This is a genomic window from Streptomyces sp. NPDC059142 (assembly GCF_042755665.1).
Lineage (GTDB): Bacteria > Actinomycetota > Actinomycetes > Streptomycetales > Streptomycetaceae > Streptomyces.
The window spans coordinates 1-18,490 of sequence record NZ_JBHZDA010000055.1; the positions used below are offsets into that span (position 1 = coordinate 1).

The 18,490-nt window shown below is 74.1% G+C and carries 19 protein-coding genes; 6 read left to right on the forward strand and 13 right to left on the reverse strand.

Going from position 1 to position 18,490, the window contains the following annotated elements:
- Positions 1 to 112 precede the first annotated feature (112 nt).
- A complete protein-coding gene (locus ACFXPK_RS20255) occupies positions 113 to 598 on the reverse strand; it encodes a hypothetical protein (RefSeq protein ID WP_385007547.1) in 486 nt (161 codons plus the stop codon).
- Positions 599 to 931: 333 nt separating this feature from the next.
- Here ACFXPK_RS20255 and ACFXPK_RS20260 point away from each other — a divergent pair, with 333 nt between their 5' ends.
- A complete protein-coding gene (locus ACFXPK_RS20260; protein ID WP_385007545.1) occupies positions 932 to 1,594 on the forward strand; it encodes a class F sortase in 663 nt (220 codons plus the stop codon).
- A 67-nt stretch (positions 1,595 to 1,661) separates the two neighbouring features.
- Here the strand turns inward: ACFXPK_RS20260 and ACFXPK_RS20265 are convergent, their stop codons facing one another.
- Both ACFXPK_RS20265 and lysX read right to left on the reverse strand, forming a co-directional pair.
- Complete coding sequence (locus ACFXPK_RS20265) at positions 1,662 to 2,546, reverse strand: polysaccharide deacetylase family protein (protein ID WP_385007543.1); 885 nt, start codon at positions 2,544 to 2,546, stop codon at positions 1,662 to 1,664.
- Positions 2,547 to 2,640: 94 nt separating this feature from the next.
- Positions 2,641 to 6,036 (reverse strand): bifunctional lysylphosphatidylglycerol synthetase/lysine--tRNA ligase LysX, encoded by a 3,396-nt coding sequence (lysX, locus tag ACFXPK_RS20270; RefSeq protein ID WP_385077239.1) that lies wholly within the window; start codon positions 6,034 to 6,036, stop codon positions 2,641 to 2,643.
- Positions 6,037 to 6,097: 61 nt separating this feature from the next.
- On the opposite strand from lysX, the gene ACFXPK_RS20275 reads away from it, so the two are divergent.
- Positions 6,098 to 6,556: a universal stress protein gene (locus ACFXPK_RS20275; RefSeq protein ID WP_385004865.1), complete on the forward strand. Its 459-nt coding sequence runs from the start codon at positions 6,098 to 6,100 to the stop codon at positions 6,554 to 6,556.
- 135 nt (positions 6,557 to 6,691) lie between these two features.
- Here the strand turns inward: ACFXPK_RS20275 and ACFXPK_RS20280 are convergent, their stop codons facing one another.
- Entirely contained in the window at positions 6,692 to 7,849 is a 1,158-nt protein-coding gene (locus ACFXPK_RS20280) for a CapA family protein (protein WP_385077241.1), read from the reverse strand.
- Positions 7,850 to 8,145: 296 nt separating this feature from the next.
- On the opposite strand from ACFXPK_RS20280, the gene ACFXPK_RS20285 reads away from it, so the two are divergent.
- On the forward strand, positions 8,146 to 8,724 hold the full coding sequence (locus tag ACFXPK_RS20285) for a sigma-70 family RNA polymerase sigma factor (protein ID WP_385004861.1): 579 nt from the start codon (positions 8,146 to 8,148) through the stop codon (positions 8,722 to 8,724).
- On the opposite strand, the gene ACFXPK_RS20290 is transcribed toward ACFXPK_RS20285, so the two are convergent.
- Positions 8,661 to 8,885 carry a zf-HC2 domain-containing protein gene (locus ACFXPK_RS20290; RefSeq protein WP_385077300.1) on the reverse strand — a complete coding sequence of 75 codons (225 nt, stop codon included), beginning with the start codon at positions 8,883 to 8,885 and terminating at the stop codon, positions 8,661 to 8,663. The two genes, ACFXPK_RS20285 and ACFXPK_RS20290, sit on opposite strands and share 64 nt — an antisense overlap.
- 142 nt (positions 8,886 to 9,027) lie before the next feature.
- Here ACFXPK_RS20290 and ACFXPK_RS20295 point away from each other — a divergent pair, with 142 nt between their 5' ends.
- Positions 9,028 to 9,588 (forward strand): hypothetical protein, encoded by a 561-nt coding sequence (locus tag ACFXPK_RS20295; protein WP_385077244.1) that lies wholly within the window; start codon positions 9,028 to 9,030, stop codon positions 9,586 to 9,588.
- Between the two features lie 70 nt (positions 9,589 to 9,658).
- Here the strand turns inward: ACFXPK_RS20295 and ACFXPK_RS20300 are convergent, their stop codons facing one another.
- The 4 genes from ACFXPK_RS20300 to ACFXPK_RS20315 all read right to left on the reverse strand — a co-directional run bounded on the left by ACFXPK_RS20300 (position 9,659) and on the right by ACFXPK_RS20315 (position 13,580).
- On the reverse strand, positions 9,659 to 10,855 hold the full coding sequence (locus tag ACFXPK_RS20300) for a sensor histidine kinase (RefSeq protein WP_385077247.1): 1,197 nt from the start codon (positions 10,853 to 10,855) through the stop codon (positions 9,659 to 9,661).
- A complete protein-coding gene (locus tag ACFXPK_RS20305; RefSeq protein WP_385004853.1) occupies positions 10,852 to 12,351 on the reverse strand; it encodes a cation acetate symporter in 1,500 nt (499 codons plus the stop codon). The genes ACFXPK_RS20300 and ACFXPK_RS20305 overlap by 4 nt, the downstream gene beginning before the upstream one ends.
- Positions 12,348 to 12,713 carry a hypothetical protein gene (locus tag ACFXPK_RS20310; RefSeq protein ID WP_385004851.1) on the reverse strand — a complete coding sequence of 122 codons (366 nt, stop codon included), beginning with the start codon at positions 12,711 to 12,713 and terminating at the stop codon, positions 12,348 to 12,350. Before ACFXPK_RS20310 ends, ACFXPK_RS20305 begins: the two co-directional genes overlap by 4 nt.
- Before the next feature lie 117 nt (positions 12,714 to 12,830).
- The gene (locus ACFXPK_RS20315) at positions 12,831 to 13,580 is read right to left on the reverse strand and encodes a LytR/AlgR family response regulator transcription factor (RefSeq protein ID WP_385004849.1); all 750 of its coding nucleotides are present in this window, start codon (positions 13,578 to 13,580) and stop codon (positions 12,831 to 12,833) included.
- An 84-nt stretch (positions 13,581 to 13,664) separates the two neighbouring features.
- On the opposite strand from ACFXPK_RS20315, the gene ACFXPK_RS20320 reads away from it, so the two are divergent.
- The gene (locus tag ACFXPK_RS20320; protein ID WP_385077250.1) at positions 13,665 to 14,330 is read left to right on the forward strand and encodes a zf-HC2 domain-containing protein; all 666 of its coding nucleotides are present in this window, start codon (positions 13,665 to 13,667) and stop codon (positions 14,328 to 14,330) included.
- Between the two features lie 34 nt (positions 14,331 to 14,364).
- Here the strand turns inward: ACFXPK_RS20320 and ACFXPK_RS20325 are convergent, their stop codons facing one another.
- A complete protein-coding gene (locus ACFXPK_RS20325; RefSeq protein WP_385077253.1) occupies positions 14,365 to 15,249 on the reverse strand; it encodes an Fpg/Nei family DNA glycosylase in 885 nt (294 codons plus the stop codon).
- 172 nt (positions 15,250 to 15,421) lie between these two features.
- On the opposite strand from ACFXPK_RS20325, the gene ACFXPK_RS20330 reads away from it, so the two are divergent.
- Complete coding sequence (locus ACFXPK_RS20330; protein WP_385077256.1) at positions 15,422 to 16,144, forward strand: alpha/beta fold hydrolase; 723 nt, start codon at positions 15,422 to 15,424, stop codon at positions 16,142 to 16,144.
- On the opposite strand, the gene ACFXPK_RS20335 is transcribed toward ACFXPK_RS20330, so the two are convergent.
- From ACFXPK_RS20335 to ACFXPK_RS20345, 3 genes are read right to left on the reverse strand one after another with little or no spacing between them, the layout of a single operon-like run.
- Positions 16,132 to 16,983, reverse strand: a complete 852-nt coding sequence (locus tag ACFXPK_RS20335; RefSeq protein ID WP_385077303.1) for an amidohydrolase family protein — start codon at positions 16,981 to 16,983, stop codon at positions 16,132 to 16,134. The genes ACFXPK_RS20330 and ACFXPK_RS20335 overlap by 13 nt on opposite strands.
- A 5-nt stretch (positions 16,984 to 16,988) precedes the next feature.
- On the reverse strand, positions 16,989 to 17,300 hold the full coding sequence (locus tag ACFXPK_RS20340) for an L-rhamnose mutarotase (protein WP_385005264.1): 312 nt from the start codon (positions 17,298 to 17,300) through the stop codon (positions 16,989 to 16,991).
- Entirely contained in the window at positions 17,297 to 18,301 is a 1,005-nt protein-coding gene (locus tag ACFXPK_RS20345; RefSeq protein ID WP_385005262.1) for an aldo/keto reductase, read from the reverse strand. Before ACFXPK_RS20345 ends, ACFXPK_RS20340 begins: the two co-directional genes overlap by 4 nt.
- Between the last annotated feature and the right edge of the window lie 189 nt (positions 18,302 to 18,490).

An 18,490-nucleotide genomic window follows, 5' to 3' on the forward strand; every position in this document is an offset into this window, starting at 1 on the left:
GGCTCGGGGCGACGGGCGTCCGGCGTCCTCGCTCTTTCCCGTGTCCGCGCCCGCTCTCCCCGGCGCGTCCGTCCGGGCCCTCCCTGCCGGGTGGCCCACCGGGACCGTCCGGTCAGACGCCGACGGCGTTCAGACGCCGGCGACGGGTGAGGAAGAACGACCCGCCGACGGCCGCCGCGGCGACCAGCCCGCCGCCGACCGCCATCTCCGTGGAACTGGGACCGACGGAGCCACCGAGACCGCCGAGCGCGCCCCGCCCCTCCAGCACCCGGAACTGGTGGGTGACGGTGCGGGGGTCGTCGCTGCACCGGACCGCCAGGTTGTAGTGGCCGGGCGTGGTGAAGTCGTGGATCCGGGCGCGGGCCGAGGAGTGCCCCGAGGAGTTGACGGACAGTTCGACCCGGGAGAAGGCGTTGGAGGTGACCGTGCCTCCGTGGCCGCAGCCCTCCACCCGGATATGGAGTGTGCCGCCCCGGTGGACCTCGAACGGGTTGACGGAGACATCGCGGGGGCCATTGGTGGCGCCGGCCAGCGGAGCGGAGAGCGCCACGGCCGCGCAGGCGGTCGCGGTCACCGCGAGAGCGCGTGAAGCACGCATCGTTGAACCTCCAGCGGAAGACGCCCCAAAGCGGCGCTCCGGGAAATTCGACGAGAACGCCTTCCATGACGAACCCTCACCGGGCAACCGGAAGCGCGCATTTCGGCCGGGTGTGCGCGGGGAGGCCGACACGCCGTCACAAGGGCCTCCGTCCGGGCGGAGCCGCAGGTCACGGACCGTCAGAAATTTTGTCGGGCCGATTACTCGATCAGGAGGTTCCGGTGACCCGGTCGGGTCATCGCGCCCGCCCGTGCCACCCGTTCGCCCGCCAGTGATCGCCGGTCGGGCCCGGCGCCCTTACCGTGCGTGCAGGCTGCCCACGAAGGGAGAAATATGGGCCAGGACCACCACGCCCCGGAGTCGAGGAAGCGCTCGCCCTGGGGCGTACTGGCTCTCGTCATGCTCACGGGAATCGCCCTGATGCGCAACGGGGTGGACGTACCGCTGGGGCCCCCGCAACCGGCGTCCGCGGCGGCGCCGGCCAGCAGGCCCGATCCGGCGGCGCTGGCCACCACCGCCCTGCCGGACATCAAGCCGCTGCCGTACGCCCCGATGTCCCGGATCCGCATTCCGGCGATCAAGGTGGACGCACCGGTGATGGACGTGGGGCTCGACCCGGACGGCTGGATCGCCGCGCCGCCCCCGCAGGACCCCAATCTGGCCGGCTGGTACCAGAACGGGGTGTCACCGGGCCAGCGCGGGACGGCCGTGGTCGTCGGCCATGTCGACAACCAGGCGGGACCCACCGTCTTCTACGGTCTGGGCGCGGTGGCCAGGGGCCGGCACGTCGAGGTCGACCGGTACGACGGCACCACCGCCGTGTTCGAGGTCTACGGGGTCGAGGTCTTCTCGAAGAACGACTTCCCCGGCTCCCGGGTCTACGGCGACACCGGCCACGCCGAGCTGCGGGTGATCACCTGCGGCGGCGGTTACTCCAAGACGCGGGGGTACGACGGCAACGTCGTCGTCTTCGCCCGGCTGGTCTCCACCCGCTGACGGTACGGGGCCGGTCCCGCCGCGGGACCGGCCCCGTACCCACCCCTTCCCCCGCCCTGGTCGCGGCTCAGCGGTGCGGCACCGCGACGCGGTAGCCCCCGTCCAGCAGCCGGGGCAGATACCGGCGCAGCGCCGCCACGCTCTGCGAGCGGTCGCCGCCCGCGTCGTGCGAGAGGATGACGACGCCGGGGCCCGCGCCGGCCAGCACCCTGCGGACGATCGTGCCGGTGCCCGGCGTGGTCCAGTCGAGGGTGTCGACGGTCCAGGCGAGCGGTTCCATGCCCATCCGCGCGCCGAGTTCGAAGGAGTGCCGGTTCCAGGCGCCGTAGGGCGCGCGGTACCAGAGCGGCGCGGCTCCGACGGTCTCCTCGATCACCTCGCTGGTCCGTTCCATCTCACCGCGGATCCCGGAGCGGGTGAGCTTGGTCATCTGCGGGTGCGACCAGGAGTGGTTGCCGATGACATGGCCGTCGTCGGCGATCTCCCGCAGCAGATCGCGGTGGACGTCGACCATCTCGCCGCAGACGAAGAACATCGCGCGGACGTCGTGTTCGCGCAGGGTGCGCAGGATGCCGGGGGTGTACGCGGGGTCGGGCCCGTCGTCGAAGGTGAGCACCATGGTGTGGCCCAGTTCGGGCAGTTCCAGGAAGGGCCTGTGGCGTACGGGGGGCAGGGCTCTGCCGAGGCCGGTCACCGCCCCCTCGCCCATGGGCTGGAGCCGGTACGAGGAGGGGCGGGTCCCCAGGCCGGCCGGCGGTCCCCCCGCGCCGGTCATGGACGGGTCCGGCCCGGGGAGCGGCGCTTCCGGCCCCGCGGCGGGCGGCGGCCCCGCGGGGCGTCCCGGTGTCCCGGCCTCTCCGGTGCTCAGCAGCCGCGCGGTGACCGCGACGCCGAGACAGGCGGCGATCCGCAGCACCCCGCGGCGCCCCAGAATCATCTGATCCTTTTTCATGACCAATGGTTCGTACGGCGGATGCTCCGCGCCGTTCACCAACACTGGTTATCCCGGGGAAAGCACCCGATGGGATGAGGGGACCGAGCCCGCCTCAGCCCCTGCGCACCAGCGGGAACGGCAGTGTCTCACGGATGGTCAGCCCGGTGAGGAACATGACGAGCCGGTCGATACCGAGCCCCAGACCGCCGGTGGGCGGCATCGCGTACTCCAGCGCCTCCAGGAAGTCCTCGTCCAGCTCCATCGCCTCCGGATCGCCGCCCGCGGCGCGCAGGGACTGCTCGGTGAGCCGCCGCCGCTGCTCCCCCGGGTCGGTCAGCTCGGAGTAGGCGGTGCCCAGTTCGGTGCCGTACGCGACGAGGTCCCACCGCTCGGCGAGCCGCGGGTCGGCCCGGTGGGGGCGGGTGAGCGGGGAGACATCGGTCGGGAAGTCCTTGTAGAAGACGGGTTCCCGGGTCCGCGCCTCCACCAGCCGCTCGTACATCTCCAGCACGATCTCGCCCCGCGTGTCGTCCGGGGTGTGCGGCACGCCCGACCGGTCGCAGAGCCGGCGCAGCGCCGCCTCGCCGGTCCCGGCGCCGATCTCCTCCCCGAGCGCCTCGGAGAGGGCTCCGTACACCGTTCTGACCGGCCAGCGTCCCGACAGGTCGAGTGCGGTGGGGCGGCCGTCGGGGCGGGTCCCGCGCGCGACCGGCGCGCCGTGGGCCGCGGTCGCCGCGCCCTGGATCAGCTCGCGGGTCAGATCGAGCATCACGTCGTAGTCGGCGTACGCCTGGTACGCCTCGACCATGGTGAACTCGGGGTTGTGCCGGTACGAGACCCCCTCGTTGCGGAAGGTGCGGCCCAGTTCGAAGACCTTCTCCAGGCCGCCGACGCAGAGCCGTTTGAGATACAGCTCGGGCGCGATGCGCAGGGTGAGATCGAGGTCGTAGGCGTGGCTGTGGGTGGTGAACGGCCGGGCGTTGGCGCCGCCGTGCACCCGCTGGAGGATCGGGGTCTCGACCTCCAGATAGCCGCGGTCGAGCAGCCCCTGGCGCACCGCCTGGACGGCGGCGGAGCGGACGCGGAGGACCTCGCGCGCCTCGGGCCTGACGATCAGGTCGAGCGAGCGGTGCCGTACCCGGGCCTCCGGGTCGGTGAGGCCGCGCCGTTTGTCGGGCAGTGGGCGCAGACAGGCGCCGGTGAGCCGCCAGTCGGTGACGAAGAGGGACAGCTCGCCCCGGTCGCTGGCGCCGATCTCGCCGGTGGCGGTGAGCTGGTCCCCGAGATCGATGTCGGCGGTGAAGCGGCGCAGCGACCCGGCGCCCGCCGTGTCGCGGGTCAGGGCGAGCTGGAGATCGCCCGACCAGTCGCGCAGGACGGCGAAGACGACACCGCCGAAGTCGCGCAGCGCCATCACCCGTCCGGCCACGGTGGCCCGTTCGCCGGTACGGGAGCCGGCGGGCGGCGCCGGGTGCGCGGCCCGGATCTCCGCCAGGGCGGCGGTGGGCGGGGCCACCCCGACGGGGTACGGGTCGACACCGGCGGCGCGCAGCCGCTCCAGCTTGAGGTGGCGGACCCGTACCTGCTCGGGCGTTCTGCGCTGCCGTACGGGGGGCGCGGTGCCGGTGCCCGGCAGCCGTAGCGCCTCGATGGTGGGCAGCCCGGTGGTGGTGGCGGGCCCGGTGACGCCGCGGGGACGGCGGCGCCACCGGCCCGGGGTGGTGCCGAGGCCGGGGACGGTGACGAAGCCCTCGGCGATGCCGGAGGCGAGGGCGATCCTGGCCAGGGAGCCCGCGTCGCCGTAGCAGAGGAAGCGGGGGAACCACCGCGGCCGGTACTTCACGTTGGAGCGGTAGAGCGCTTCGAGCTGCCACCAGCGGGAGAGGAAGAGCAGCAGACGGCGCCAGAGCCGCAGGACGGGGCCCGCGCCGATCCGGGCGCCTTCCTCGAAGGCGGCGCGGAAGACGGCGAAGTTGAGGGAGATCCGGCGCAGTCCGAGCGAGCGCGCCCGGTCGCACACCTCGGCGACCATGAACTCCATGACGCCGTTCGGGGCGTCGCGGTCGCGGCGCATCAGGTCCAGGGAGACGCCGTCGGCGCCCCAGGGGACGAAGGAGAGCAGGGCGATCGGGGTCCCTCCGGCGTCCCGTGCCTCGACGAGCAGGCAGTCGCCGTCGGCCGGGTCGCCGAGCCGGTCGAGCGCCATGGAGAAGCCGCGTTCGCTCTCGGTGTCGCGCCAGGCGTCGGCCAGGTCGACGAGCCGGGCCGTCTCCGAGGGGGTGAGCGCGGAGTGCCGGCGGATCCTGACGGTGGCGCCGGTCCTGCGGACCCGCCCGACGGCCTGCCGGACGCCGCGCATCGCGGGCTCCGCCAGGTCGAACCGGTCGGGCAGGAGGATCGCCTCGTCCCCGAGCCGGATGGCGCCGAGCCCGGCGCGCGCGTAGGCGGTCGCCCCCTCCTCGGAGGCGCCCATCACGGCCGGGGCCCAGGCGTAGCGCCTGGCGAGGGCGAGCCACGCCTCGATGGCGGGGGCCCAGGCGGCGCGGTCGCCCACCGGGTCGCCGCTGGCGAGCGCGACCCCGGTCTCGACGCGGTAGGTGACGGCGGCCCTGCCGCCCGGCGAGAAGACGACGGCCTTGTCGCGGCGGGTGGCGAAGTAGCCCAGCGAGTCCTGGGCGCCGTACGCCGCGAGCAGGGCGCGGATGCGGGGTTCCTCGTCGCCGTGCAGGGCGGATTCGATGCGCTGCGAGCGGAAGAGGGTGGCGGCGGCGGCCAGCAGCGCCACGGCGCCGAACAGGCCGAGCAGGAAGGAGAGCGGGTGGGGCGGCGTGCCGTCGAAGGCCCCCGAGGAGACGAGCCCGCCGAACACCCGGTTGGCGGCCCACGGGAGCCGCTGGCCGCCCGCGAGGGTGCCGGGGAAGGCGGAGACCAGCCCCCAGCCGGCGAGCACCCCGGCACCCAGCCCGAGGACCAGGACGAGCAGCGCCCTGCGGACGGCGCCGTGGCGTGTCTCCGCGTAGAAATGACGGCGCGCCAGGAGGAGTACGGCGACGACGACGGCGCACAGCACGAGGTTGGGCAGCCACTCCCGGTCGGCGAGGGTCAGCAGGAGCAGCAGGTCGCTGAGGAGGAGCAGCCCCAGACAGACGATCACCAGCCACCAGGCGGCCTTCTTCCTGGCGGCGACGGCGGCGGCCAGGAGCAGCAGGAAGACGGCGTAGGCGAGGTTGGCGCTGAGGGGGACGACCACGGTGTCGAGGAAGCGGGTGACGGGGGTGAGGAGACGGCGCAGCGGGGAGACGAGGGCGATGGCGGCGCAGTACACGCCGAGCGCGACGAAGAACATCGCCAGGGCGCCCGGCACCCGGTCGAGGAGATGTCCCGGGGCGCTCCCGGCGGCCGGCCCGCGCCGCGGCGCCCGGGGCTGTCCGTGCTCCGGCTCCGGCCCGCCGTCCCGGCCCTGTCCCGGGCCCTGGCCCCGGTCCTGTCCCCGTCCGCCGGCACTCATGATCAGCACTCTAGGCAGACCGGCGTCGGGCCGCGCGTCGGGAGCGGATAACCTGCGTGCCGTGACTCAGCAGCCAACCCAATTCGAACGCGGGACCGACGGCCCGAAGGTGATCGTCGTCGGCATGGACGGTTCCCAGTCCTCGTTCCGTGCCGCCGCGTACGCGAGCGGTCTGGCCCGGCGGCAGAACGCGCTGCTGGCGATCGTCTACGTACAGCCGGTGCTGGCGGCGGGCGCCGCCCTGGGGGCCCCGGTCGCCGAGGCCACCGGGGAGATCGCCGAGGGGCTGGTGGCCGAGATCCGTGGGTCGCTGGAGCGGGTCAAGGACACCTGGAACGTGCGCTGGGAGTTCCACACCTTCCACGGGGACCCGTACAACGGCCTGGTCACCGCGGCCGAGGAGCTGACGGCGGACGCGGTGGTGGTCGGCGCCTCGGAGTCGGCGGGCCACCGGTTCGTCGGTTCGGTGGCGGTACGGCTGGTCAAGGCGGGCCGCTGGCCGGTGACCGTCGTTCCGTAGCGGTCCCTCGGCAGCGGCCGTTCCGCAGCAGCCGTTCGGTGGGGATCGTTCCGTCGCAGCCGTTCCGAAGCGACCCGCCGGGCCCGCCGCGTGGGCCGTGTCCGCCGGGCGCGGCCCGCCGCCCGCCGCCGTCCGTCAGCGGTCGCCCTCGGTCAGTCCGTCGGCGGCGGCGCCGCGGCCGAGCACCGCCGAGGTGATGGACGATCTGGCCTCCTGGTAGTCGTCGCGGTCGGGCTCGTCGCGCAGGGCGCGCGGCAGGCTGACGACACGGCCGGACGTGAGGTCCATGAGCTGCGGGACGAACTCGGCCTTCGCCACGCGCCAGCGCTGCCCCGGCGCGGCGGGCGGCGCGAAGGTGAAGCGGCCGATCGAGCCCTGGTTGCCGCGTCCGTCCTGGTCGCCGTCGTCGTTGGCCATCGTCCCGGCGATCTGGTCGCCCATCCCGTAGACGACCCAGGTCCCGTTGACCTTCTCGTACGCCTGCGGGACATGGGCGTGGGTGCCGAGGATCAGGTCGATGTCGGGCCGGCCGCCGGTCCGGGAGGCGGTGAGCGCGCGCCCGAGGCCGAGCTGGTCGTCGTCCGGTTCCGTCTGCCATTCGGTGCCCCAGTGCAGGCTGACCACGACCACGTCGGCGCCCGCCTTGCGCGCGGCGCGGGCGTCGGCGACGATCCGGCGCTCGTCGACGAGGTTGACGGCCCACGGCTGCCCGTCGGGGAGCGGCTGGTCGTTGGTGCCGTAGGTGTACGCGAGCTGGGCGACCCGTGCGCCGCCCGCCGTCAGCAGGGCGGGCCGGCCGGCCTCGGCGGCGGAGCGCGCCGAGCCCGTGTGCTTCAGTCCGGCCTTGTCGAAGGCGTCGAGGGTGCGGCGTACACCGTCGGCTCCGTCGTCCAGGGTGTGGTTCGAGGCGGTGGAGCAGGAGTCGTAGCCGGTCGCGCGCAGCCCGGCGGCGAGCTGGGGCGGGGAGACGAAGGCCGGGTAGCCGGAGAACGGCCCCTCCTCCTCGCCGTACACCGTCTCCATGTGACAGATCGCCAGATCGGCCCCGGACACCACCGGTTTCACCCCGGCGAGCATGGGCCGGAAGTCGTATCCGCCGCCGTCGGCCGCCTCGTTGCCCCAGGTGATGACGGAGTCGTGGGGCAGGACGTCACCGGAGGCGACGAGGGTGAAGCCGCGCTGCGCGGCGGGGCCGTGGGCCGGTGGCCCGTGGGGGGCGGGCGGCCGGGCGGGGCCGGCGCAGGCCGCCGTGGTGCCGAGGAGCAGGGCGGCGGCCACGGCTCCCTGTCGCATGCGGTGGGTCATCGGGCGGGCTCCGGTTTCCGTGAAGGGGGCGCGAGATGGCGGAATACCAACCCAATGAATCCATATAGTCATATAAATACATGTCAAGGAACCAAGCCGACACCGCACCCGAAAGGGGCCGAACGCCGCCGCCCGACCGTTCACCGCACCACTCGCCGCAGTGAGCGACCGCTCGTCGCAGATCTCGGTGCGCTCCCTGTCCCTCGGCGCCGCCATGGGTTCGTATACGGCAGGCGGCAGCCACCACCGCAGGACAGCGACCCCGACGGGAAAGGGCGTTCACGATGACCACCGCCACGGCCACGGAGACGACCGACGAACGGGCGCTGGCGGAGCTTCAGCGCGACCACGGCCCCGCCCTGCTGAACTTCCTGCTGGGGCTGACCTACGGCGACCGCCAGCGCGCCGAGGACCTGCTCCAGGAGACGCTGGTACGGGCGTGGCTCCATCCCGAGGCGTTCGAGGGGCCCTTCGAGTCGATGCGGCCCTGGCTCTTCACCGTCGCCCGCAGGCTGGCGATCGACGCGCGCAGATCGCGTCTCGCGCGCCCCCCGGAGGTCAGCGACGGGGTCCTCGCCGCCACCGCCGACCCCGAGGACCGTACGGAGAGCACGGTCGCCGCGCTCGACGTACGCCAGGCGGTCAGGACGCTGAGCCGCGAGCACCGCGCGGTGCTGGCGCAGATCTACTTCCGGGGACTGAGCGTGAACGAGGCCGCCCGGGTGCTGGGCATCCCACCCGGCACGGTCAAGTCCCGCTCGTACTACGCCCTGCGGGCGCTCTCCCGGGAGCTGCCCGGCTACCGCAGGTCGTCCTCCTCCAGCAGCGCGAGCAGCGACGGCGCGTCGGCCACCTCCAGATAGGCGGCGCCGCACGTGTCGCACCCCGCGAGATGGTCCGCGACGCGCCGGTCCTCCGCGGGCTCCAGCGCCTCCAGCACATAGGCACCGAGGAGCGGCCGCACATGCGGACCGGAATCGTCCGCTCCATCGCCGGGCGCGTCACTCTCGGCCTCACCCGTCACAATCCGCTCCCGTCCGCCGCCGGATCCTGCTCTTCTGGCCACGCGGGGCGGTCTCCGCCGGTTCAATGCTCCCTTAGGACCGCCCAGCCATTGCCGGTCGGCCTCAGCCTGCTTCGGGGGAAGAAAGGAAGGCGGAAGAGCAATGCGTCCGGAATGTACCGAAGGGGCCGGCGGCGGCCTTCTGGTGCCCATGGCTTGGATGTACGCCGAGTACATCGCCGACGAGCTGCTGCGCACCGGGGATCTGATGCCGCCGACGACGCTGGAGTACCGGGCGGGCCGGGACGCGCTCGCCCTGACGATTTTCCTCTCGGACGGCTCGGTGGGCGGCCCGCGGGTCGTGGCCAGGATGGAGGAGTGGCGCTCACTGACGGCGTACGGGACATCCTGGCGGGACTGGGTGTGCGGACGCCTGGACCGGCTGGAGGCGGCCGACTTCGAGTCGGACTCCGAGGTCCGCGACCCCGATCTGGCGCTGGCCGGAGAGGCGTGGCGGTGGCTGGAGGAGACGGAGCTGCTGGCGCCCGACCTCGACGCGGTGGCGCCCCCGCGCGGGAGCGCGCTCCGTTCGGGTGGTGCCGCGGGAGAACCGGCCGTGGAGTGCACGGGGGAGTTCCCGGGAGAGGAGGCGGGGCCGCGGGTGTGGACCCCGGCCTGGCAGCTCGGGCTGCCGCTGGGCCATCTCGCGATCCATCTCTTCTGACCCGCGCGGCCCGTCCGCCGTACCGGTCCCCCGGCGCGCCCCGCGCCCGCGGGACGGACCCGGCGGACGCTCAGGTGCCGTGCACCCCCGCGCGGTACTTGGGCACGCGCACCGTGATCTTCGTGCCCGCGCCGACCCCGGTCTCGATCACCAGGCCGTACGCGTCGCCGTAGACCTGGCGCAGCCGCTCGTCCACGTTGAGCAGCCCGATGCCGGTGGACGCGTCGCCCTCGCCGCGCAGGATCCGGCGCAGCCGGTCCGGCTCCATGCCGACGCCGTCGTCCTCGATCACCACCTCGGCCTCGGCGCCCGCGTCGAGCGCGCTGATGGTGATCCGGCTGGTGGCGGCGGCCGCCGCGCCTTCGAGTCCGTGTTTGACGGCGTTCTCGACGAGGGGCTGGAGACAGAGGAACGGCAGGGCCACGGGCAGCACTTCGGGGGCGATCTGAAGGGTGACCGAGAGCCGTTCGCCGAACCGGGCCCGGACCAGGGCCAGATACTGGTCGATGGAGTGGAGTTCGTCGGCGAGGGTGGTGAACTCCCCGCGCCTGCGGAACGAGTAGCGGGTGAAGTCCGCGAACTCCAGCAGGAGTTCACGGGCCCGCTCCGGGTCGGTTCGGACGAACGAGGCGATGGCGGCGAGCGAGTTGAAGATGAAGTGCGGGGAGATCTGCGCCCGCAGCGCCTTGATCTCCGCCTCGATCAGCCGGGTGCGGGAGCGGTCCAGCTCGGCGAGTTCGAGCTGTACGGAGACCCAGCGGGCCACCTCGCCGGCCGCGCGGGCCAGCACCGCCGACTCGCGCGGGGCGTAGGCGATCAGGGTGCCGAGCACCCGGTTGTCGACGGTCAGCGGCGCGGCCACCCCCCAGCGCAGCGGGCAGTCGAGGTCGTCGCAGCCGTCGCTGAAGGCGGTGCCGCGTCCGCTGGCGAGCAGGTCCCCGGCGCGTTCCATGGCCCGCTCGGCGTGGTGACCGCCGGCCCCGTCCCAGGCGAGGACCCGCTCCCCGTCGGTGAGGCAGAGCGCGTCCGTGCCGAGCAGGGAGCGGAGCCGGTGGGCGGCCTTGCGGGCGCTCTCCTCGGTGAGCCCGGCCCGCAGCGGAGGCGCGGCCAGCGACGCGGTGTGCAGGGTCTCGAAGGTGGCGTGCTCGACGGGGGTGCCGACATCGCTGGTCCGCTCGGGGCGCGCCGTGCGGCGGCCGAGGACGAAGCCGCCCGCGAGGAGCAGCGGTCCGAGCACGATCAGTACGGCGAGCGCGGCTCCGCTCATCGGGTCCCTCCCGTGGTGTCCCGGCCGCCCGGCATCAGGGCCTCCGGGAGGTGGAAGCGGGTCATGGCGGCGTTGGTGCCGGGAGGTATCCGGCTCCGGGTGGCCAGCGAGACCAGGATCATCGCGAGGAAGCCGACCGGTACGGACCACACGGCGGGCCAGGCCAGCAGGGCGTGCGGCCAGCCGGACCGTACCGTACCGCTCACCGTGATCACGGTGGCCGCGAACGAGAGACCGCCGCCGAGCAGCAGCCCCGCGATCGCGCCGGGCGGGGTGAGCCGGCGCCACCAGATCCCGAGCACGAGCAGCGGGCAGAACGAGGACGCGGAGACCGCGAACGCCATGCCGACGGAGTCCGCCACGGGGATCCCGCTGACCAGCAGGGAGCCGCCGAGGGGGACGGCCATGGCGAGCGGGGTCGCCAGCCGGAAGTCCCGTACGCCGCGCGAGGGCAGGACGTCCTGGGTGAGCACACCGGCGACGGCGGTGGTCAGCCCCGAGGCGGTCGACAGGAACGCGGCGAACGCCCCGCCCGCCACGAGCGCGCCCAGCAGGTCCCCGCCGAGCCCGCCGATCGCACGCTCCGGGAGCAGCAGGACGGCGGCGTCGGCGTAGGCGCCGTGCGGGAGTTCGGGCACGTACAGCCGGCCCAGCGCGCCGTAGACGGGCGGCAGCAGGTAGAACGCGCCGATCAGCCCGAGGACGAACACGGTGGTGCGGCGGGCGGCCCGCCCGTTGGGGCTGGTGTAGAAGCGGACGACGACATGGGGCAGCCCCATCGTGCCGAGGAAGGTCGCCACGATCAGCCCGTAGGTCGCGTACAGGGGATGGTCCGCGCGCCCGGCGACCGCGCCCGTCAGATCGAGGTCCACCGGCGGGCGGCCGTCGCCCTGCCAGGCCAGCAGCAGGAAGATCGCGGGCACCAGCAGCGCGGTGAGCTTGAGCCAGTACTGGAACGCCTGGACGAAGGTGATGCTGCGCATCCCGCCCGCCGCGACGGCCACCACCACGACGAGGGAGACGAGCACCCCGCCGAACCAGTCGGGCGCTCCGGTGAGGATCTTCAGCGTCAGTCCGGCGCCCTGGAGCTGGGGGACGAGATAGAGCCAGCCCGCGCCGACCACGAAGACGCTCACCAGCCGTCGCACCGCCCGTGACTCCAGCCGTCCCTCCGCGAAGTCGGGCAGGGTGTACGCGCCCGAGCGGCGCAGCGGAGCGGCGACGAAGACGAGCAGCACGAGATAGCCGGCGGTGTAGCCGACCGGATACCAGAGCATGTCGGGGCCGTGCAGCAGCACCAGTCCCGCGACCCCGAGGAAGGAGGCGGCGGAGAGGTACTCGCCGCTGATCGCGGCGGCGTTGAGGCCCGGTCCGACGGTGCGGGAGGCGACGTAGAAGTCGGAGGTGGTACGGGAGATCCGCAGCCCGAATCCGCCGACGAGGACGGTGGCGAGGACGACGACGGCGATCGCCACCGCCGGGTGGCTCTGGCTCACGGAGCGGGCCGGCCCTTCACCAGCCGGGCGAAGTCCCGTTCGTTGCGTTCGGCGCGCCGTACGTACCACCAGGCGAGCAGGGTGAGCAGCGGGTAGGCGGCGAAGCCCAGCACGACCCAGACGGCGGTGGCGTCGCGCAGGGTGGCGAAGGCCAGCGGCAGGGTGCCCGCCACCAGGGCGAGGACCGCGAACGCGGTGAGCCCGGCACGGAGTTGACTGCGCATCAGGGAGCGGACGTAGGCGTCGCCGAGCGCGGTCTGCTCGGCTATCTCGGCCTGGGCGCGGTAGCGCGGCAGGGGCCGTACGCGCCGGGGCTCGCCGGTGACGATCTCGCGGCGCGGCGCCGCGGGCTCCCCCGCCATGGTGTCCCCTCCCCCGCCGTACCCGTCGTACCGCGTGCCCTCCGTGCCGGCCCCCGGTCCGGCGGTGGCTCGCGCCCGGAGTGTACGCAGCCCGGTGATCCAAGGGGAAGGCCCTGGTCAGCGACCGGTCTGTCGCATCAGCAGATCCCTGAGCGCGCGGGCGTGGCGGCGGCTGACGGCCAGCTCGGCGTCGCCGACGCGTACGCTCATCGCGCCCGCGTCCAGCCGCATCTCGTCGATCCTGGCCAGCGCGACCAGATGGCGGCGGTGGATCCGTACGAAACCGCGCGCCCGCCAGCGCTCCTCCAGGGTGGTCAGCGGGATCCGTACGAGGTGGCTGCCGGTGCCGGTGTGCAGCCGGGCGTAGTCGCCCTGCGCCTCGGCGTAGGCGATGTCGTCGACGGCGACGAAGCGGATCACGCCGCCCAGCTCGACGGCGATCTGGTCGGCGGCCGGGGCGGCGAGCGGGGTGCGCTCCCCCACCAGTTCGGCGACCCGGCGTACGGCCTCGGCCAGCCGTTCCCTGCGGACGGGCTTGAGGACGTAGTCGACGGCCTTCAGGTCGAACGCCTGGACGGCGAAGCCCTCGTGGGCCGTGACGAAGACGATCAGCGGGGGCTCGGCGAACCCGGCGAGCAGCCGGGCGACGTCGAGTCCGCTCAGTCCGGCCATGTGGATGTCGAGGAAGACGACGTCGACGGCCGCGGAGTCGTCGGGTCCCGCGTCGAGCGCCGCGCCGATCCCGCGCAGCGCCTCGGTCGCACTGGTGGCGCCCTCGGCCCGCAGCACCCGCGGATCGGCCCTGAGCAGGTAGAGCAGCTCCTCCAGGGCCGGTTCTTCGTCGTCCACAGCCAGTACGCGCAGCATGACGCCGGAGTGTAGGGCGCCGGAGTGTGAGCGGTCGACCGCGCTCCTTTGAATGATTCGGCGCCGCCCTGCGTACCAGAGACCATGCGGACCTTGGACCTCCATCGCGATGTCGGCGCCTACGCACTGGGCGTGCTCAACGCCGCGGAAGCCTTCCGCTTCGAGGATCACCTCATGGAATGCCCGCAGTGCACCCTGTCGCTGGGCGATTTCGGCGGGGTGCGGACACAGCTCGACCTCTACGCGCGGCAGACCCCGGCCGGGATGGCGCCGGTGGTCGTCGCGGGCCCGGAGATGCTGGCGCGGCTGCTCGGGCGGACGGCGGAGGGCCGGCGGCGCGGGCGCAGGCGCCGCCTCGCGCTGGTGGCCGTGGCGGCGGCGCTGATGGTGGGCGGTCCGCTCGCCGTGCTCGGGGTGACGCGGACGACGGCCGCGGGCCCGGCGGCGAGCGCGCAGTGGACGGCGTCGGACCACACGACGGGGACGGCGGCGATGGTGACGACGACGGAGACCGACTGGGGCACCGATGTCGATCTGGAGCTGGTGCGGCCGGCCGTCACGGGGGTCTGCGCGCTGATCGCCGTGGGCGTGGACGGGTCGTGGGAGACGGTGGCGTCCTGGGCGTCCCGTACGGAGGACGGCGAGCGGCTGATCACCCGTGGCGGCGCGTCCATGCGCCCCGGTCAGATCGACCACTTCGAGGTACGGCACGCGGACGGCCGCACGGTGGTGCGGATCGGCGGCGGCTGACCACGGCCCGGCCGCGGTTCGACCGAGCGGCCGGTCATTTGAGCAGCCGGGACATCCTGCGGTCGGCGAGCGGCCTGCCGTCCGTCTGGCAGGTGGGGCAGTACTGGAGCGAGGAGTCGCTGAAGGACACCTCCCTGATCGTGTCCCCGCAGACGGGGCACGCCTCGCCGGTACGGCCGTGCACCCGCAGCCCGGTCCTCTTCTCCGCCTTGAGCGCTCCCGCGGCCACCCCGCGCGAGCGCTCGACGGCGTCGCGGAGGGTGGTGCGCAGCGCCTCGTACAGCTCGGTGATCTCGTCCTCGGAGAGGTTCTTCACCGGTTTGAACGGCGACATCCGCGCGGCGTGCAGGATCTCGTCGCTGTAGGCGTTGCCGATGCCCGCGAGGAGCCGCTGGTCACGCAGGGCGCCCTTGATCTGGCGCCGTTCACCGGCGAGCAGCCGGGCGAACGTGTCCCGGTCGAAAGAGGCGGCGAGCGGGTCGGGGCCGAGCCGGGCGATCCCGGGGACGTCGGCCGGGTCGCGGACGAGATGGACGGCGAGGCGCTTGGTGGTGCCCGCCTCCGTCAGGTCGAAGCCGTCGCCCTCGGCCAGTACGGTCCGCCAGGCGAGCGGCCCCTTGCCGGGGCGCGGCGGCGCGCCGGAGAACGCGTCCTTCCAGCGCAGCCAGCCCGCGCGGGCCAGATGGACGGCGAGATGCAGCGTCTCGTCACCGGTGCCGCCCGCGCCCCGGGTGACGATGTCGAGATACTTGCCGTGGCGGGCGACGGCGGTGACCGTGGTCCCTTCGAGCGCCGAGAGCGGCGGATCATAGGTCTTGAGGACATTGACCGTCAGCGGCAGGGCACGGACGATTTCCTTGCCGACCAGGTGGCCGTCGAGAAACGTGCGCAGCGCTTCGACCTCGGGTACTTCCGGCATGGTTCCAGCGTGCCGCAGGGCCCCGGGGAACGCCCGGCGGGGAGGGTCGGGGAAGGGGTGACGCGCGGCACATCGGGGCCGGGGAGCCGTCCGGGACCGCCGCGGCTCCGAATCGTCCGGGAGGGGGCGCCCGCCACCGGGGCTCCCCGCACCCGCAGGAAGGAAGGCCCACGTGCCAGAAAGCGACCGGCGAGCCGCCGTCCGCCCCGCGCTCGTCCTCGACAGGACGGCCGCGCGCCCCCGCGCCGTCGTCCTGCTGCTGCACGGCGGACGCTCGGAGTCCGAGCGTCCGCCCACCCGGCTCAATCCACCGGGGCTCCGGATGCGGCCGTTCACCCGCGCGGTGCTCCGCGCCACCGAGGGCCACGACGTGGTGGTGGGCCGGGTCCGCTACCGCCACCGGGGGTGGAACGGGGCCCGCGCCGACGCGGCCAGGGACGTCCGGCGGGCGCTGGACGAGCTGGAACAGCTCGTCGGACCGGTGCCCGTGGTGCTGGTCGGGCACTCGATGGGCGGGCGCGCCGCGCTGGCCGCCGCCGCGCGCGAGCAGGTCGTCGGCGTGGTGGGGCTCGCCCCGTGGTGTCCGCCGGGCGAGCCGGCGGACCATCTCGGGGGCCGCCGGATCGTCCTGCTCCACGGCGACCGCGACCGGACCACGGATCCCCGGGAGAGCGTGGCGATGGCCGCGCGCGCCCGGGAGGCGGGAGCGGAGGCGTGCGCCGTGCTCCTCGCCGGGGGCGATCATCCGATGCTGCGCCGGGCGGGCACCTGGCACGCGCTGGCGACCGGTTCGGTCACCGGGCTGCTCGGGCTGGACCGGTTCCCCGACGAGGTGCGCGACGCCTTCGCGCGGGCCGCCGCCGGGGAGGAGACCGATCCGGTTCAGAGGGTGTAGACGCGGCGCGCGGTGCCCGAGAGGACGGCGTCGCGCTCGGCCGCGGAGAGCCCGTCGGTGACCGTACGCGCCGCGTCGAGGACCGCGCCGTACGACGCGGCCAGCCGGCACACCGGCCAGTCTGAGCCGAACATCAGCCGCTCGGGCCCGAAGGCGTCGAGCGCGATGTCCGTGTACGGGCGCAGGTCCCCGGCCGTCCAGGAGTCCCAGTCGGCCTCGGTGACCAGCCCGGAGAGCTTGGCGACGGTGTTGGGCAGGGCGGCCAGCTCCCGCAGGCGCTCCGCCCAGGGGCTGGTGCGCCCCTCGGCGACGGGCGGTTTGGCGAGGTGGTCGAGGACGAAGGTGAGCCCCGGCAGGGACCGGGCCGCGCCGATCGCGGCGGGAAGCTGGTGCGGGCGCACCAGCAGGTCGTACGCGAGCCCCGCGTCCGCGACGGCGGCCAGCCCGCGCAGCACGTCGGGGCGGAGCAGCCACTCCGGGTCGGCCTCGCCCTCCACCGGATGGCGTACGGAGACGAGTGCGCCGCCGCCGGGGCCTCCGCGCAGCGCGGCGAGGGTGTCGGCGACGCCGGGCGCGGTCAGGTCGGTCCAGCCGACGACGCCCCCGCCGAGATAGTGCCGGGGGGCGCGTGGCCGGCACACGGGGGGGTCCGCGGGGGCGGGGACGGGGTGGGAGTGGTCGGGGGGGCCCACCCCGGCGGCCCGCGCCTCGACGGCCAGTTCGTCCAGGGTGAAGTCGCGGCGGATGGGGTCCATCCGGCTGCCGGTCATCCACTCCTGGGGGCGTACGGACAGGTCCCAGACATGGTGGTGGGCGTCGACGACGGGGGCGGGGGGCATCGGGGTCACAGCTCCCACACCACGGGCAGTCCGGCGCCGGCGCCGTCCTCGGAGTAGTCGTGGACGACGTCGAGGAGCTCGGCCATCCGCGCCTGCCAGGCGATGTTGACGGGGAGCCGGTCCAGGGCGGCGAGCAGGGCGGCGTAGTCGGCGCACTCCAGCAGGTGGAAGAGGTCGGTGCCGCTGCGCCAGATCGTCCAGGAGGTGGCGCCCGCGGCGCGGATCGCGGCGGTGAGTTCGGCGGGGACCTCGCGGTGGGCCTCCTCGTACGCCTCGATCCGGTCGGCGCGGACCTTGGTGTGCAGGGCGACTCTCATACGGTGGCTCCGTTCTCGGTGAGCAGTCCCTCGGCGCGCAGTTCGGCCCAGAGGTCGTCGGGGAGGGTCAGGTCGGCGAGCGCGGCGGCGTCCCGTACCTCGGCGGCGGATCTGGTGCCCACCAGGACGCTCGCGACGGCCGGGTGGCGCAGCGGGTAGTGGAGGGCGGCGGCGCGCAGCGGGACGCCGTACCGCCGGGTGACGGCGTCCATGCGCAGGGCCCGGTCGAGCAGGGCGGGCGGCGCCGCGGTGTAGTCGTAGGTCGCGCCCGGGCGCGGGTCGGCGAGCAGCCCGGAGTTGAAGACCCCGCCGACCACGACACTCCTGCCGCGCGCCGCCGCCTCGGGCAGCAGTTCGGTGAGCGCCGACTGGTCGAGCAGGGTGAAGCGGCCGGCGCACAGGACGACGTCGCTGTCGGTCTCGCGCAGGAAGCGGGTGAGCAGGGCGGTCTGGTTCATCCCGGCGCCGATGGCGCCGACGGTGCCCTCGGCGCGCAGCCGCTCCAGCGCCGGGTAGGCCCGGGTGAGGGCTTCCTCCGCGTGGTCGTCGGGGTCGTGGAGGTAGACGATGTCGATCCGGTCGAGGCCGAGCCGGGTCAGGCTCTCCTCGACGGAGCGGCGTACGCCGTCGGCGCTGAAGTCCCACACCCTGCGGTGCGTGGCCGGTACGGCGAAGCCGTGGTCGAGGTCGTCGGGAAGGTCGCCGGGCGCGGCGGTGGCGGCGCCCGGGACGGGTTCGAGGATCCGGCCGACCTTGGTGGAGAGCGTGTACGCGTCGCGCGGCCGGTCGCGCAGCGCGGCGCCGAGCCGCCGTTCGGAGAGGCCGAGGCCGTAGTGGGGCGCGGTGTCGAAGTACCGGATGCCGGCGTCCCAGGCGGCGTCGACGGCCTCGTGCGCCTGCCCTGGGCCGACCGGGGTGTAGAGATTGCCGATCCCGGCCGCCCCGAAGGACAGGCCGGTCACCGGGACCGTGCCGCGGGTCCCGAGCGTGGTGTGCCGCATACCGCTGCCGCCTCCTGTGTGCCGATGTCCGTCCGTCGTTGATCGCTCGATCGATCACGACGAATATTCATCGGATGACTGGGGACGTCAACACCCTGGAAGCAGCCTTCGGGGAATTTTCCGCACCGATCTGTCCGATCTATCGCCCGGCCCGCCGTCCGGAAACGGAAGATCGGCCCGGAAGGCCGG